General features: G+C 46.1%; 15 protein-coding genes. All 15 read right to left on the reverse strand.

Annotation, left to right across the window (positions count from 1 at the left end):
• Positions 1-58 precede the first annotated feature (58 nt).
• The 15 genes from Q4Q49_RS08220 to rpmE all read right to left on the reverse strand — a co-directional run bounded on the left by Q4Q49_RS08220 (position 59) and on the right by rpmE (position 15,678).
• Positions 59-577 carry a type II secretion system protein gene (locus Q4Q49_RS08220; protein WP_311999100.1) on the reverse strand — a complete coding sequence of 173 codons (519 nt, stop codon included), beginning with the start codon at positions 575-577 and terminating at the stop codon, positions 59-61.
• 111 nt (positions 578-688) lie between these two features.
• Positions 689-1,306, reverse strand: coding sequence for a prepilin-type N-terminal cleavage/methylation domain-containing protein (locus Q4Q49_RS08225; RefSeq protein WP_063883339.1), 618 nt, complete (start codon positions 1,304-1,306; stop codon positions 689-691).
• 75 nt (positions 1,307-1,381) lie between these two features.
• Positions 1,382-1,876: an MSHA biogenesis protein MshF gene (locus tag Q4Q49_RS08230; protein ID WP_311999101.1), complete on the reverse strand. Its 495-nt coding sequence runs from the start codon at positions 1,874-1,876 to the stop codon at positions 1,382-1,384.
• A 50-nt stretch (positions 1,877-1,926) separates the two neighbouring features.
• Positions 1,927-3,147, reverse strand: coding sequence for a type II secretion system F family protein (locus tag Q4Q49_RS08235; RefSeq protein ID WP_259511419.1), 1,221 nt, complete (start codon positions 3,145-3,147; stop codon positions 1,927-1,929).
• 2 nt (positions 3,148-3,149) lie between these two features.
• The gene (locus tag Q4Q49_RS08240; RefSeq protein WP_311999102.1) at positions 3,150-4,910 is read right to left on the reverse strand and encodes an ATPase, T2SS/T4P/T4SS family; all 1,761 of its coding nucleotides are present in this window, start codon (positions 4,908-4,910) and stop codon (positions 3,150-3,152) included.
• Positions 4,907-6,274: a tetratricopeptide repeat protein gene (locus tag Q4Q49_RS08245; protein WP_311999103.1), complete on the reverse strand. Its 1,368-nt coding sequence runs from the start codon at positions 6,272-6,274 to the stop codon at positions 4,907-4,909. The genes Q4Q49_RS08240 and Q4Q49_RS08245 overlap by 4 nt, the downstream gene beginning before the upstream one ends.
• Entirely contained in the window at positions 6,271-7,179 is a 909-nt protein-coding gene (locus Q4Q49_RS08250) for an AAA family ATPase (RefSeq protein WP_311901058.1), read from the reverse strand. Before Q4Q49_RS08250 ends, Q4Q49_RS08245 begins: the two co-directional genes overlap by 4 nt.
• Positions 7,180-7,185: 6 nt before the next feature.
• Positions 7,186-8,865 carry a pilus (MSHA type) biogenesis protein MshL gene (gene mshL / locus Q4Q49_RS08255; protein WP_311901059.1) on the reverse strand — a complete coding sequence of 560 codons (1,680 nt, stop codon included), beginning with the start codon at positions 8,863-8,865 and terminating at the stop codon, positions 7,186-7,188.
• Between the two features lie 14 nt (positions 8,866-8,879).
• Entirely contained in the window at positions 8,880-9,200 is a 321-nt protein-coding gene (locus Q4Q49_RS08260; RefSeq protein ID WP_311999104.1) for an MSHA biogenesis protein MshK, read from the reverse strand.
• On the reverse strand, positions 9,187-9,837 hold the full coding sequence (locus Q4Q49_RS08265; protein WP_259511413.1) for an MSHA biogenesis protein MshJ: 651 nt from the start codon (positions 9,835-9,837) through the stop codon (positions 9,187-9,189). The genes Q4Q49_RS08260 and Q4Q49_RS08265 overlap by 14 nt, the downstream gene beginning before the upstream one ends.
• On the reverse strand, positions 9,834-10,436 hold the full coding sequence (locus Q4Q49_RS08270; RefSeq protein WP_311999105.1) for a fimbrial assembly protein: 603 nt from the start codon (positions 10,434-10,436) through the stop codon (positions 9,834-9,836). Before Q4Q49_RS08270 ends, Q4Q49_RS08265 begins: the two co-directional genes overlap by 4 nt.
• Positions 10,433-11,311: an MSHA biogenesis protein MshI gene (locus Q4Q49_RS08275; protein ID WP_311999106.1), complete on the reverse strand. Its 879-nt coding sequence runs from the start codon at positions 11,309-11,311 to the stop codon at positions 10,433-10,435. Before Q4Q49_RS08275 ends, Q4Q49_RS08270 begins: the two co-directional genes overlap by 4 nt.
• 246 nt (positions 11,312-11,557) lie before the next feature.
• A complete protein-coding gene (gene csrD / locus Q4Q49_RS08280) occupies positions 11,558-13,501 on the reverse strand; it encodes an RNase E specificity factor CsrD (RefSeq protein ID WP_311999107.1) in 1,944 nt (647 codons plus the stop codon).
• A 185-nt stretch (positions 13,502-13,686) separates the two neighbouring features.
• Positions 13,687-14,931, reverse strand: coding sequence for a malic enzyme-like NAD(P)-binding protein (locus tag Q4Q49_RS08285; RefSeq protein ID WP_311999108.1), 1,245 nt, complete (start codon positions 14,929-14,931; stop codon positions 13,687-13,689).
• Between the two features lie 534 nt (positions 14,932-15,465).
• A complete protein-coding gene (gene rpmE / locus Q4Q49_RS08290; RefSeq protein WP_063883331.1) occupies positions 15,466-15,678 on the reverse strand; it encodes a 50S ribosomal protein L31 in 213 nt (70 codons plus the stop codon).
• Positions 15,679-15,687: the final 9 nt, after the last annotated feature.

A 15,687-nucleotide genomic window follows, 5' to 3' on the forward strand; every position in this document is an offset into this window, starting at 1 on the left:
AGAACCACATTTTACCTAAAAAAAAAGCCTGCTAGGCAGGCCTTTTATTTAACTAATATTAACAATCTGAAGCATCAGGAACTGCGGATAAAACAGGAACTACTGTCGCACTCGTAGCTTGTTCATAGGTGATACGACATTCTGCTGGAGCACCTTTTTGCCACATAGTCACAATACCAGTGCCTTCAAATATAATCCAATCTGCACCAGTGCTAGTAACAACTGTTGGATCTGTAGCACTGGTTCCTGCATCGAAAGAAATATCGATAGCATTTTCAAGCTCTGCTTCGTCAGCTTGTAAATAACCAAAATGTGTAACCGCTGGGGTACCGGTACCTATATCTACAGAAGGAGGAATTGTTGCATCAAATGCTTTTTTTTCTTCACCAGCTAACGCAGCTTTTGAATAAACTAAGCTATTTGCACCTTGAATTGATGCTTTTAAGCCATTCAGTGCAGAAACACGCGCATCACCTTGCAGGTTAATAAACTTAGGTGCCGCTGTGACAGCAAGAATACCTAAGATAATGATCACTACGACTAATTCAATTAAGGTAAAACCTTGTTGTCTTTTCATATCAAACTACCTTTCTTTATAAGTGAGTACTCGTGTGAGTACTGATTAAGTTAAGTCACTTCTGAACTAAGCTACTTAAAACATGAACAAAATAAAACTGTTAATTACAGCCTATGGCACAAATGGCGTTTGAGTAAAGCTTAGCACCTTACCTGTACCTGGGTTATACACGATTCCTTTCGCACCAGCTGTTGATAAATCCGGTGTTGGAGTCGGTACGCCAGTTGTTTGATTTAGCACCAGTGAAGCCACTTGGTGATAAACACATAAATCTAAACCAGCAACGACAGTACCTGTAATCGAATTAGCGCTACCACCTGCACCATCAATCACGCGCACGGTATAACGTTGATTACGTGCATCTTGAGTGTAGAGCACATTACGAGGAGCGCTCTGCAGCACGGTATTAAATACTTGTTGGCAACTCGCATCCGTCATAGCAGTCACATCCGTTACTGAAGTTCCTGTCGGATAGCCAAAACGTGTATCGACATTAACTGTGTTGCCGTCGAGGATCACGCTGCTATTTTGGCGCCCATCGACTTCCCACTGTGAACGCACAAAGCTAACGGCAGTCGATAAACCACCCGCGACACCATCAACACTGGCGTCTTCAGCATCATCGGTGACATTTAAAAATCGTGGGATCGCGGTTGCGGCGAGTAGCCCTAAAATCACAATCACAATCACAAGCTCTATTAATGAGAAACCTGTTTGCTTAGTTTTCATATATATGCCCCATACTTAAGAAATTTTATTCTAACAGCTAAATCAATTTTAAAAAGCCTTTGAGTTAACAATATTTTAGGGTGCAGTCAAAAAAATGACCCTGCCAGAGTTCAGTTGATAGCCTAAACTATCGCCATTGTGCGACCGATAGTGACAGCTGTTATCCTTAACTAAATAATCAGCAACCAGCCCTGCGTTATCCACTTCGGCACCCATAAGTTGCTGCCACAAATCTTGGCAACCTTGGCCGTTTAACTGTTTAGGTTGTGGCCATCCTAAACTATTGATATCGACGACACTAAACTCAGTGTCTTTGGATATGTTGTCAAACGCCTCCCAATTCAACTGCATCTGCGGCGGCTTGCCCAAAGATAGCCATTGGGAGCGCACCATCACCAGCACATTTAAAAAACGCGCATGATCGACTTCTAATCCACGGGCAGCGATTTGCGGTAGGGTAAAAAAGTACTTAGCACCAATCACCGCCATGATAACCAACACTAACCCTATGGCTATCATACGCCCATAGAGGCGTAATAGATCGCTTTCTGCCTTTTGCTGAGTCTGCATTTAACCTCAGCCCCACACATAAGAGAGGAGATAAACATTATCCATATCGATTATTTACCGCCCTTGACCACATTGAGCATATCCCACATGGGCAGGTATATCCCTAAGGCCAACACGAGAACAATCACGGCCACAAAACCGATCAAAATAGGCTCCAATTTAGCGGTGAGGTTCTTTAAATCATAGTCTACTTCGCCCTCATAGAAGTCTGCCGCATCATTGAGTAATTGATCGATTTGCCCTGTTTCTTCGCCCACGGCCACCATTTGCAGCACTAGTGGCGTAAATAACTTGCTCTGATTCGATACCCTTAACATAGAGTCACCAGACTCAATCCCACGGCGCATACCGACTATTTTGTCGTGCATGTAGGCATTATCTACCGCATCAGCCACTAAACTTAGGGCCTGCGTCATCGGCACGCCAGCGCTGAGCATCATAGAGAAACTGCGACAATAACGAGCTAACGTCGAGCGCTCGATAATCGATCCCACGGCAGGGATGTGTAACTTCCACTTATCCCACTGCTTCTCGCCTTTTTCCGTATGGTGCCAGTAACGAATGCCGATAATAGTGCCAATCAACACCACCAACATCAGCGCCCAATAATTCACAAACAGATTCGATGTACCTATCAGCACTTTTGTCGCCCAAGGTAAGTCGGCGCCAAAGCGGGAAAACATCTCAGCGAACTTAGGGATCACCATGATATTGAGGATCACCATAGCGAGTGCAATCGCAATCAAGACAAACATGGGATAACGCATGGCCGATTTAATTCGCCGCCGTGTTTCCTGCTCACGCTCGATATAACCCGACAGCTGAATAAAGGCATCCTCTAACTTACCGGTGTTTTCTCCCACGTGCACCATAGAAACAAACAAGGAATCAAATACATCGGGATGTTGATTCATGGATGATGACAAGGGTCGGCCTGCGGTGAGCTGCTCAGAAATATCATTGAGCGCATCTTTCATCCGCTGGGAATGCGCGGTTTCAGACAAGCCCGCAATCGCCCGCAAAATCGGGATGCCAGAACGGGTCAAGGAGTACATTTGCCGAGTAAAAATCTGTAATTCTTCTAACGCGACTTTTCCACCAAATAACTTAGCCAGTGAGAATGACTTAACCACTTTGGCGACTTTGACCTCAAGGGGGATAATCCCCCGCGCCAATAGCATGTCAGCAGCGGCACTTTCCGATGCCGCATCCAATTGCCCCGTAACGGATTGACCTTGACCACTGCGTCCACGGTATTGATAAATCGGCATAATTACGCCTCAACGCCTTGTTGGCTAATAATATCCTTCGACAAAGGTATTTGTGATTCACTCACATCCTCTACCAGCTTAGCCACCTCTTCAATGGTCGTCATGCCTTCGCTCAGATATTGCAACGCTGACTCGGCGAGCGGGGTAAAGTTAGGGCTCTGCAACGCGGCTCTGGCGAAATCCTGCGGATTACCGGTACGCATCGCATCGATCATCTTTTCGTCGAGCTCGAGGATCTCAAAAATACCTATACGGCCACGATAACCACTGCCGTTACAACTCTGGCAACCGGTACCGATTCTAAAGTTTGCATGGGTAAAATCTTTACGACTCACACTACTCAGCCAAGCTTTTTCCTGCGGTGTCGGCTGATACTCAACGCCACAGCTATGGCAAACACGGCGCACTAAACGCTGGGCAATAATCACCCTTAAGGCACTAGCAACTAAATAACTCGCAGCGCCCATATCGAGTAAACGCAGCGCACTGGTGACCGCATCGTTAGTATGCAAGGTTGATAGCACAAAGTGACCCGTTAATGCGCCCCTCAGACCAATCTCCACGGTTTCTTGGTCACGCATTTCCCCTACCATGATGATATCGGGGTCTTGACGTAAGGTGGTGCGCAATACGTTGGAAAAGTTTAAGCCAATCTTATGGTTAACTTGTACTTGGTTGATCCGTGGCAATTGATACTCGACCGGATCTTCCACCGTGATGATCTTACGGTCGGCGGTATTGAGCTCGCTCAAAATACCGTACAAAGTGGTGGTTTTACCGCTACCCGTGGGACCAGTGACCAACAACATGCCGTGGGGGTGTTTAATCTGTTTACGAATACGCGCCAAAATAGCAGGCGGCATACCGGTTTCGTTTAAGGTCAATAAACCCGCCGATTGATCGAGTAACCGCATTACTACAGATTCGCCATGGTAAATCGGCATGGTCGACATACGTACATCGATATGATGACCTTTGATCTCCATGTGGAAACGACCATCCTGCGGCAAACGTTTTTCAGAAATATCGAGTCCAGCCATTAACTTAAGTCGCAATACTAAAGCCGCGGCAATATTAACTTCATTCAGAATCGTTTCGTGTAGCTGGCCATCGATACGCTGGCGAATACGCAAGGCTTTATCACCGGGTTCGATATGAATATCCGAGGCGCGCATTTGCACCGCATCTTCAAAAATCGACTGCAGCAACTTAACCACTGTGGTTTCATTGTCACTGTCGCCCGAAGTCAGACTGGCTAAATCGAACATCTCATCGGCGGCGTATTCTTCTTCAAGCTTACCGGCGATCTGAGCAATTTGATCTGTACGGCGATATAAGTTATCAAACGCTTGCAGCAGTTGCTGCTCGGGCGCTACCGCTAACTTCAAACGCTTAGGTGCGATAAGCATTTCGAGATGATCGAGCGCCTGCAAATCGGCGGGGTCGCTCATTGCTACCAGTACGCTATCGCCCCTGTCTTCAACAGCTAAAGCACGGAAACGTCGGGCTTGCACCTCAGGAATAAGATGTACCACTTCCGCAGGGATTGGCATTTTACTGATATCCAGCAAAGGTACATTCAATTGTTGCGACAAGAACTGCAGTAACTGATGCTCAGTAATCGATTGCAGATCAATGAGGGTACGGCCCAGTTTTTTGCCCGTATTGCGCTGCTCGCCTAACGCCTGTTGTAGCTGGGCTTCGGTAATAATGGCTTCTTGAACTAACAGATCGCCTAAACGCATTTTTAATCTGGGTTTCATTGGCTATCTCCTAGCTGAGTCAAACGTTGTTCGATAAAGGCACTCGCCTGCGCCGATAAGCCTCTGTGGCCTAATGCAGTCCGATAGGCTTGGCGTGCTTGGGTAAATTGCTGCTGCGAATCAAGCGTATAAGCCAGTCCCATCCACCATTTAGCCTGTTGGGGTTCTTGTTGTAATAACTGCCTGTAGGCTTGTTCCGACACGGAAAACTGCCCTAGCTTTTGCGCCAGATCCGATTGTGCCATCCACTTTTGTCTCGCCAGCGGATGCGTATCAGGTATGTTAGCTAACGTCACTAATGCGAGGTCAGCCTGACCAGCGGCTTGCTGAACCCGAGCGAGCAATAAGGCAAAGTCTAATTGCTGCGGGAATAACAGCATACCTTGCTGCAACACTTCGCTGGCTTTGGCTAATTGACCTTGCCCATAGTGCAGCGCAGCTAACTGCTTGCGCGCTTCATGCATACTGGGATCAAAGCCTAATGTTTGCTCATAGTAACTAATGGCTTCTTTGAGCTTGCCATCCCTTTCGGCCTCGCTCGCTAGCGTGAACCGCTTCTTTGCCAGCTGCTTTGGCGTTAACTTCACCTCAGTAATTGCCATTTGCCCTTGTTCTTTGGGCGCGAGTCGATGAGTACCTGCATCAGCGTTAACTTCTTGTACGTTAAGCCCATTACTCGCGTGACCTTCATTATCGGCGGCCACACTGGCCCGCTCCGACATCATTAACGCAGAGGGCGCAGCTACAGTGACCTCGGCGCTACGCACACTCGATGTCGCACTACTTGGCTGTGAATGGCTTGGCTGCGAGTGGCTTGGCTCGCTTACCGTATCGACCTTGTCATCTGCGAGTGCAAGGCTCACGTCTGCTTGTGGTTTTTGTTGTGGTTGCGACTGAGACTGAGCTTGTTGCTCATGCTTAGCTTCTTTTGCGGTTCCTAATTCTGGTGCCTGACTCGGTGCCACTTCGGTGGCACTTAGTTCAAACTCTTCACTATTCGCTGTCATCGCCGCCGCAATCTTCTGCGCAGTCGCAAGCTTCAATGGTTCAGCAGCGGCATCGACGTTAGGTGAAGCTTCTTTTGAGGCAACACTGTCGATCCGCACAGACTCTGTTTGGGCGGTTAATGTATGTTGTTCCTGCGCTTGAGATGAAGCTGTCGCTTCTGCAGGCTCTGCCATGAAAAATTGCCAGCCATAAACCGCGCCGCCACCGAGTAGCAGTGACAAACCACAGAGCAGCAGCCAGTGAGATGATGAACGCCTGCGAGCTAAATATTGCACCTGCGGTTGAGCCACATTGCTGAGTTCGTGCCCCTGCTGACGTTTGTCGAGGTCCTGCAACATCTTGTTGATCACACTCATACAACACTCCTCAAAACGTGTTGTAATCCCAAACCGAACACCACAGTTATCAGAGTGAAAAAAGGCAGCCATTTCCACGACAATAATCGGCGTACGCTCGCATCTTCAGTGTCTTGAATCGCCGCTTTAACGTGGGAGGTTTGCACACGCGTAGCACCCTCGCCGAAACTCAGTAACAAGGCTTTGTGGGCAAGAATATTGATCAATCTGGGGATCCCTCGGGACGCATAGGCAATCTGACGTGTTTCCCGTGATGTAAAGAGTGGTTCGCCCGCACGCCCTGCTATGGCTAATCTGTGACGAATATAAGCATCGGTTTCATCCCATGTCAGTGGGCGAAGGTTGTAGCTAAAAGTAATACGTTGTCTTAATTGCCTGAATTCTTGGCGTTTAAGTCTTTCATCAAGTTCGGGTTGCCCAAATAACACCACCTGCAATAACTTACGCGTCTCGGTTTCGAGATTAGTGAATAACCGCAGCGCCTCTAAACTCTCGTCCGGCAATGCCTGCGCTTCATCGAGCACTAATACGATGGCGTGACCATGGGCGCTCAAAGCTAAAAGCTGCTGCTGGATAAGCCCAGTGAGCTGCTGCTGGTCGATATTGCTGGCGTATTTAAGGCCTAACTCACTCGCCACCGCCCAGCGTAACTCTGCAGGCGTGAGGTAAGGATTGGGTAGATAAGCGCAATGGAACTTAGTCGGTAATTCATTGATAAGCTTGCGGCAAATCAGAGTTTTACCTGTCCCCACTTCCCCTGTCACCTTGATAAAACCTTCACCCGTTTGTAGCGCAGTTTGCAACACTTGCAAGGCTTCTACGTGTGGCGATAGGCCGAAAAAAAATCCGGTATTGGGTGTCAATGAAAATGGGGTTTGGCTTAGGCCAAAATGCTTCTGATACATAGAAGCTTATTTTGTCTCCGGATACCAACGATCTAATAAGGTCTTAGAACGTTGTAGCTCAGTTTTCCAGGTATCGACGCCAACTACCGTAGGTTTTAACAGAATAATCAGCTCAGTTTTCTTCTTTTGCTTGCTGCGGTTTTTAAACAATTCCCCGAGGAAAGGAATATCACCCAACAAAGGCACTTGCGAGACGACTTCGGTATTTTCGCTCTTCATCAAGCCACCTATGATGACTACGTCACCGGAAGCGGCGCGGATAACGGTATCAGACTCGCGAATTTCACTCTGTGCTAAAGGTAGCTCCAACGAAGCATCACTCACTTTGATATCTTTAGTCTGCTCTTTCACATCGATAACGGATGGATGCACGTGCAATAACACATTACCGTCACTATCAATTTGCGGCGTGACATCTAAGGCAATGCCTGAGAAAAACGGCGTGAGCTCGACTTGTGGAGTGGTCACAGGCGTTGCGCCCGCTACTGTGGTCGATGAAACGTCAGTGACAAAATACTCATCGGTACCGACTTTAATCACAGCTTTTTGATTATTCGATGCAGTCACCCTTGGGCTAGACAATACATCCACATCGCCTTGGGTATCTAATAGATTGATCATGGTCGTAAAGTCGGAGCCTTTAATACTCAGCGAGGTCACACCACCAATCGCCGAAGTGATTTTATCGCTTAAACCAGGGCCTTTCGAAGTCCCAAAATTCACATTCGTATTGCCGACATGACCCAGCACATTCTCCCATTGGATACCTTGCTGATAGCCATCAGATAATGTGACTTCGATGATCTTAGCCTCCAAGATTACTTGGCGCTGCAGATGACTCTCGGCGGAATTTAAGAAAGTGCGAACTTGGCGTAATTCACTTGGGAAAGCACGAATGGTCACTAAACCCGCCTGCGGCGTAACCACCACTTGCCGCCCATTTCCTGTGTCACCAATAATCGCCGTCAGCGTTTCTTTCAGCTCGCCCCAAAAATCAGTCTTAGTGCGCGAGCGGATAAATGTGCCGTTACTGCTATCGCTGCTGCCATTGCTGCTGGAGTTATTACCATTACTGCTGTTGGAGCTGTTATTACTCGAACCACTATTATTTGAGTTGTTATTGCTCGAATTGCTATTGGAATTATTGCTATCGGAAATGCGTCCAGAACTCACTGAAGTCACTGATAAGCCATCACGCTCCATATAAAGATAATTCAGCGGAAACGTCTCAGTACGCATTCCAGCGGGGAACACTCTTAGAATACGCCCTTCACGGCTCACTTCGTAACCGTAGATATCTTCAACCACTTGAATCGCTTCGCTTAAGGTTACACCTTTAAGGGATAACGAAATCGTACCTTGCACATCAGGATGCACGGCAACACTCAGCGGCGTACCTTGGACTAAGCTTGGAAAAAATACTTTGGCATCCACATCATGGGCAGAGACATCGAAACGACGCTCTGTTTCCAGCGCAGGGGTTAAGCCTGACAGTAAAGCGCCCGAATTCAATTCTCGCTGAACCGCATCCGGCATAGTAGCAGGCGGTGGCGTCGTTGATGCCGTCGCCGTCGCCATTGAGGCCGCTAGTGCCGCCTTACTCGCCTCCGGCTGTGGCCTATTTGTGGTCTGACACGCCACAAGGCAAAGTGAGAGCAGAGGTGTAAAGTATTTAATCGCTTTCATCTGAGGTGTATTCCCTATCTCTCTGTTATTGCTTGAAACAATGTCAATTTCCGTCCATCGGACAGCGACACATAAGTGGGGGTAATCTTGACGATACTCAGCCCCTGAATGCTGTCGCCAACAGACAATATCTTGTTATTTATCACAGCATAAGCCGTGTTGCCTGAACTCACTATGCTATTAAGTACCATTGCCTGAGCCTGCGCTTGGCTCGCATGACCGACCACCGCAAAACCTTTACCAGGCAAGGTAGGGTCGCGCAGTGATTCAGCAGACACCATAGGGCTGCTGACCAATAACAACACACTGATAATATAAGACTTATTTAGAGACACTGATAAAGTCCTTATTAATGCTCAAGGTATAAAGTTCAATCTCTACTGTCGCTTGGGGATATTCTGCGACTTTATAGTCGAGACGCTTCCAATAAAGTTTATCAGGCATGGCCTCAACGGCTTCCACAAAGCGCAGCACAGAGAAATAATCGCCCTCTAAGCTCATACGAATACCATGGCTATACAGATTGAGTTTCTTCTCTTCACCCACAGCTAACAGGGGAATGGGCGCTATCGACATAAACTTAATTAATTTAATCCCTTGCACTTGTCCCAGTAAATTACCCAGCAGCTGTGGCATATAGTCTGCCGGCACCATATCCACCATCTGCTCATTGAGCTGGGCATCTAAGGCTTGATTTTGTTGCTCTAACAAGACTAAACGCTGTTGGTAATCTTGATTGGGATCTAAGGCTAAACGTTGCTGATACAAGTCAACCTGCTGGGCCGAAATCGCGTTTTCTTGCTCTAAGGCTTTTAGCTGTTGTGACAACGCCACATGGGTTTTCCACAGGGACTCTAAGGGTAAATAACTCAGCATACCGACCACGGCCAGAATAGCGACTGAGATCAGCACTCGCTCACGGCGACTTAACGCATCAAACTGTTGTCCTAGTTGGGCTAACTTTTGCTTCATTGCGCGGCCTCCTCCTTGTTATCGCTCTTCAAGGTAAAGGCCAAAGGTTTATCTTCACCGCGATCCATGCTCATCGACGAGAAAGCTTGCCCCTTTAAAGTCTGCGTAGTCTTAAGTTTGCCAATCCACTGCGGAATGCTTTGGGGATGGTCGGCAAAACCTTCGAACATAAAATCTTGCTCATTAATGACAATATGACTAAGCCACACGCTCGCATCCGACACGACCGCTAAATCTTTAAGTACAGGCGCAAAACCTCGGCTGGTTAAAGAGGCCCTAAGGCTCAATTCACCCATGAGTAACTGCTTTAGCTCTAACTGTTGTGCCGCTAAATCGACTCGCGCAACGAGTTCGGCATCGGGTTTACGCGCGGCAATTTGTGCTTCTAATGCCTGTTTTTGGGTATCGAATTGCAGCTTTTGTTGGGCAGCCAATTGCTGAGCCTGTTGCAGCTCACTGACTTGCCAGTAGCTATAACCGCCTAAAGCCGCAAATAGGACCAAAAATCCTGCAGCATAAGCCCCCAAACGTACAAAGGTTAATCTTTGCTTCGGCGGAAGTAAGGAAGGAGTGTAGAGATTGACTCGGTATTTAATCACTCAGCACCTCTGGAAAATTCGGCAAAGGCTAATCCCGCCATTCGCGCGCCAACACAGCTTTTATCGATGACATTCACAGCTTGATTAAAGTTTGCCGACACTAGCTTAGCTAAAGTATCCACGGCACCATCAGCGAGAAGTTCAATAGAAGATACCGGAGCCTGTCTCAATTGACTTTCAAAATAATCCATAGAGCGCTGAATTTCTAAGCTTAAATTGTCTGCCATGCCATAACTTAACTCATCCGCTTGAGTCTTATCCAATTGAGTAAATCCGCGCACGCGACGCTGCATATACAGCTGACCTTGCTTAACCACAGTCAATAACAACTCTTGCCCTGGAATATGGCTGACCACCAGACGAGCTTGGTGGTCATCACCAAATAAATTGGTCATGGCTAACTCTTCGATACTGATACCGATAAGTTGTAAATTTTGTTCATGAATGGCCTGTACCATGATCACGAGTTTAGCTTTATCGACCACCACCACATTGATTTTATTACTGGGAATAGGTGACTCGAAATAGTCTAAATGGATTTGCGGCACAGGTAGCGTCACCATGTCTTTAATTGACCACAGCAAGGCTTGGGATAATTCGACAGTATCGACATTGGGTTTATCAGTCAGCAGTAATTGATAAAGCCCTGAAGCTAAAACCAGTTGTAATTGGGCATTAGGGAAGGATTTAGCGACGGCAGCAAACGCCGATGACCAGTGCTCATCTTTAAGCTCGAAGGGTAACCACAGTTCAGTACGATCACTTTGAGCAGGTGCGTAAACCCATAATTTATCGGCACAAACATAGACGCCAAGGCTAGTCGGAACCGTTCTTTTCTGCCAAAAGGCGAGTCGACCTATAAGACTTTTTTCCATAAAGATGCCTGTAACCAACTGAATTTAAAAGCGTGAGTAGTCTCTTTTGCTTAAACGTCCTGTCACTCCACTCTCCAGTGTTCCTTGCCCTCTGACTTGCTTTATCGCTAATTTAAACAGCAAACGTCATTATTTTGGCACTGGATAGTTTAGCTGCAAATACTCGTATTTTATAGATAAATACGTGAATAATAGGATTAATTTGCCTTATAAGACGACATTAGTCACCCTAATACCCCACTTTCATTACTTAGCCTCTATGGGTTCGTTGAAATACATTCCCTGCGCTGCGCCAACACCGAGAATTTGCAGTGTCTGCCATTCTTCGAAGACTTCAACCCCTTCGGCACAAACTTGCACTTCCGTTCGATACAAACCGCCAATCAAGCTACGGATGAATAATTGGTTTTCTGGGCGTAAATGAATATGCCGCACAATCGATCTATGTAGCTTAATTAGATCAAAATGACATTCACGAATATAGTAAGTACCAACGACCTGCTGGCCCACATGATCGACGCATAATCTCGCGCCCATTTTACGGATCATATCTAATTTAGGCTGCAACTTTTCTTGATGTTGAATAACGATATCTTCCGACACTTCGAAAATCAGTCGCGTGGTCAGATGACGATATTCTAACAGCGTCGTTTTTAGCCATTGGGTAAAAGCTCGACTCATTAGCGAATCCAAACTCAGATTAATACTGTATATCTGTGGCGCTGATTTTTTATTTGTTTGAGTATTCGACACGCCGTCCGATAATTCATTCGACAGTAACAATAATACCCGCTCAATAATTTGCCGTTCGACCTGCGGCATTAAACCACATTTATTCGCCATTGGAATAAACAGTGTGGCACGAATTAGCGCTCCTTGATTATCCCGCGCCCGAGTAAATATCTCTTTATGGTGCTCATTACCATCTGAATCAATTATCGGCTGGCTAAAGGGGAAGAATCGCCTTTGCACTAACGCGTTTTCTAAAAAGCTGCGCCAACGCACTGAGCCTTTAGCAAACTCTTCATCAATCGCGCCTTTGTCGTACATAAACCAATTACTATTGCCCTGTAATTGTGCCGCCCTCAAAGCCATATCGGCTTCTTCAATTAACTGCGCCGCATTATCGCCTGCGGTAAAATAAGCGCATCCGAGGTGGAAAAAGTTATCGCTATTCTCGACTTCAGGTAAAGGCTGGCTCAAACATATCTTAAGCAACTTACTGGCGAATTGATCGGCTTCGATTAACGAGATTTGCGGCACGACTATGGCAAATTGATTGTGAGAACGACGGGCAAAGATACTGTTGGCTTGGGTTTGCAGTAATTGGCTTATCGCGTTAACAGTCGAGTTTAATAACTCTTTGGTTACCGCTTCACCTTGGGATTGCTGCAGTAAATCCAGATCATCCATCTCTAATAAATAAATCACCCCATGGGCGAGCATCGCCTGATTATGACTAAGGGCGTCGAGACGGTTATTTAAGAAAAGTCGATTACCAATGCGCGTTTCCGCATCGAGAAAGGTATTAGAACGAATGAACTTGTCAAAACGACCGCGCTCTTTTTGTGCGTCTTGTAATTCTTCTAACAACTTGGTCAAAGCACGGTTAATCAGCCTTGGCTTGCCATTTCCGGGAGTCGCGAGTGCTTGCTCGTGCTTACCTTGCAGAATCAATCGACTGCGTAAGGCTAATTCTTCAATGCCATCCAATTGCTGGGAAAACCATAAATAGCCAAAACGCACCAAGGCAGCCACAGCTAACACACCGACCAACAGGATGAGGATTTCATACCAACTAAAAGTGTAATGCTCGAAGGGTTGGGTCAAGGTCAGCTGCATACGCAGGCCAGATTTAGGTTCTAACACATGGTCATACACCATGGCATTTTGCGTAGTCAGATTGCCTTCATAGGCAAAGATCACTTCATCTTTCAAGGTCAGCCGAAAATCAACAGCATTGTAGGCAAGTAGCATGGGCGGCAGCCAAGCTTCCAAATCCCAATCGGGTTGGTGTTGATATTGGTCCACTAACATAGTTTCGAGTTCGGCGACTTTCTGCTGCTGAAATTTATAGGTCAGCTGCACGAAACTCATCATAGCGCTCAGCAAAAAGACGAAGGCGATAGCGGCTAATGACATTAACCAAAAGCTGGTTAATTTTGTAGTTAACATTCGGGTGAATTTCATCTATCCGCTATCCTGCAGGATTATTATAATTATTTGTGCGATTTTAACAGGAGTACAACAAAGTTGTCCGTTGATTATTCAGTAGCATAACCTAAAAGGCAACCAAGACGCTGTGACTTTAATGTCCACTTAAAAACAAAAAAGAGGCTAATTAGCCTCTTTTCGATGTTTTTACCACTTTTAGCCTAGTCGGCGTATTGAGGTAAAGTAGGGATAGCAGCAACACCAGAGTCGATAGCCGCCTGAGCAACCGCACGGGCAACATTAGGCAATAAACGTGGGTCCATCGGTTTTGGCAGCACGTATTCAGGGCCAAAACTCAGTGAAGTCACATTAGGATAAGCCTTTAATACACTCGCAGGCACAGGCTCTTTTGCCAGTGCAGCAATGGCATGAACCGCGGCGATTTTCATCTCATCGTTAATGCATGACGCACGTACATCCAAGGCGCCACGGAAAATAAACGGGAAACACAATACGTTATTCACTTGGTTTGGATAATCGCTGCGACCGGTACCCATGATCAAATCGCTGCGCGTTGCGTGAGCCAGTGCCGGTTTAATTTCAGGATCGGGATTAGAACAGGCAAAAATTACTGGCTTATCGGCCATCAACGCAACTTCTTCTGCACCTATCACGTCAGGACCAGATAGACCTAAAAACACGTCTGCGCCTTTAATAACATCAAGAAGCGTGCGTTTGTCTGTATCATTCGCAAATAGCGCTTTATATTCATTAAGATCCGTACGGCCAGAATGAATCACACCTTTAGTGTCTAGCATATAAATGTTAGCGCGATTCGCACCACACTTGACCAGCATAGTCATACAAGCAATGGCTGCCGCACCTGCGCCCATACACACAAACGTTGCGTCGCTGATCAACTTGCCTTGAATTTCCAGCGCGTTAATCATACCCGCCGCGGTCACAATTGCGGTGCCGTGTTGATCGTCATGGAATACTGGCACTTTACAACGGGCAATCAATTCACGTTCGATAACAAAGCATTCTGGCGCTTTAATATCTTCAAGATTGATACCACCAAAAGTGTCAGCAATCGCTGCAACTGTATTGATAAATTCTTCAGGCGTATTGTGGGTGATCTCAATATCTGTCGAATCGATATTTGCAAAATGCTTGAACAATAATGCTTTGCCTTCCATCACAGGTTTAGAAGCCAAGGGGCCTAAATTGCCTAAACCTAAGATCGCCGTACCATTAGTAATCACGGCAACCGTATTACCTTTATTGGTATAACGATACGCATTGTCAGGATTAGCCGCGATTTCACGCACAGGCTCAGCCACACCAGGGCTATAAGCTAGGGCGAGATCGTGACTCGTTTCGGCAGGTTTGGTAAGGCAAACTGCGGTTTTGCCTGGTATTGGAAATTCATGATAATCGAGTGCTTGTTGACGAATATCTGACATTTTAAAATCCTGAAATGCGACATTTATAATTTATGAGAGTAAGGCCTACCAACACACATCTAGTCTCACCAAAGGGTGATGTTAATAGTCTGGCTGGTCGGGGTAAGATACGCCAATAAGGGGGATTTTTAAATAAGAGATTCAGAAATTTCACTTTAGCCTGCAAATATCACCTCTAAGCTTAGTTTTATAAACTTATCTCCTATAATAAAGCTGCATTTCTTAATATATTTTGTAGGAAACAAACATATATTTTGTAGTTATAGCGCTAGTTGTAGCGAGTTAATCTCAAAAATGTTGGTTAAATTACAATATATGACAGCTAGCATATTTATCTTATAGATAATTGCTATAAATAAGTCGAATTACATACTTGAACTCGCAATACTCAGTAAGTTGACGATTAATTGAGTGACGTCGTACCAGATGGGATTTAACATAAGTATTAAGATAGGCGTAAATAAAGCAGTTCAGCAAATGACAGAAAGCAAAAAGGCGCCATAGGCGCCTTTTCTAGAAACATTGCAATCGCAATTATTTCTTTGCAAGCACTGCGAAGCGCTTGTTGAATTTGTCGATACGACCGCCAGTATCAACAACTTTTTGTGTACCAGTGTAGAATGGGTGACAAGCACCACATACGTCTAAATGCAGATCTTTACCAGCAGTAGAGTTTACTTTGATAACGTTACCACAAGTACAGTTTGCAGTGATGATAGCGTATGTTGGGTGGATACCTGGTTTCATTGGGGTTAC

It is taken from the genome of Shewanella sp. SP1S1-7 (assembly GCF_031932105.1).
GTDB classification, from domain to species: Bacteria; Pseudomonadota; Gammaproteobacteria; order Enterobacterales; family Shewanellaceae; genus Shewanella; species Shewanella baltica.

What these genes read in the sequence shown, in the direction of transcription:
- Q4Q49_RS08240 (WP_311999102.1), bottom strand. Translation starts at nt 4,910, where the DNA reads ATGAAACCCAGATTAAAAATGCGTTTAGGCGATCTGTTAGTTCAAGAA.
- Q4Q49_RS08245 (WP_311999103.1), bottom strand. Translation starts at nt 6,274, where the DNA reads ATGAGTGTGATCAACAAGATGTTGCAGGACCTCGACAAACGTCAGCAG.
- Q4Q49_RS08285 (WP_311999108.1), bottom strand. Translation starts at nt 14,931, where the DNA reads ATGTCAGATATTCGTCAACAAGCACTCGATTATCATGAATTTCCAATA.
- mshL (WP_311901059.1), bottom strand. Translation starts at nt 8,865, where the DNA reads ATGAAAGCGATTAAATACTTTACACCTCTGCTCTCACTTTGCCTTGTG.
- Q4Q49_RS08230 (WP_311999101.1), bottom strand. Translation starts at nt 1,876, where the DNA reads ATGCAGACTCAGCAAAAGGCAGAAAGCGATCTATTACGCCTCTATGGG.
- Q4Q49_RS08250 (WP_311901058.1), bottom strand. Translation starts at nt 7,179, where the DNA reads ATGTATCAGAAGCATTTTGGCCTAAGCCAAACCCCATTTTCATTGACA.
- Q4Q49_RS08225 (WP_063883339.1), bottom strand. Translation starts at nt 1,306, where the DNA reads ATGAAAACTAAGCAAACAGGTTTCTCATTAATAGAGCTTGTGATTGTG.
- Q4Q49_RS08275 (WP_311999106.1), bottom strand. Translation starts at nt 11,311, where the DNA reads ATGGAAAAAAGTCTTATAGGTCGACTCGCCTTTTGGCAGAAAAGAACG.
- Q4Q49_RS08265 (WP_259511413.1), bottom strand. Translation starts at nt 9,837, where the DNA reads ATGAAGCAAAAGTTAGCCCAACTAGGACAACAGTTTGATGCGTTAAGT.
- rpmE (WP_063883331.1), bottom strand. Translation starts at nt 15,678, where the DNA reads ATGAAACCAGGTATCCACCCAACATACGCTATCATCACTGCAAACTGT.
- csrD (WP_311999107.1), bottom strand. Translation starts at nt 13,501, where the DNA reads ATGAAATTCACCCGAATGTTAACTACAAAATTAACCAGCTTTTGGTTA.
- Q4Q49_RS08235 (WP_259511419.1), bottom strand. Translation starts at nt 3,147, where the DNA reads ATGCCGATTTATCAATACCGTGGACGCAGTGGTCAAGGTCAATCCGTT.
- Q4Q49_RS08220 (WP_311999100.1), bottom strand. Translation starts at nt 577, where the DNA reads ATGAAAAGACAACAAGGTTTTACCTTAATTGAATTAGTCGTAGTGATC.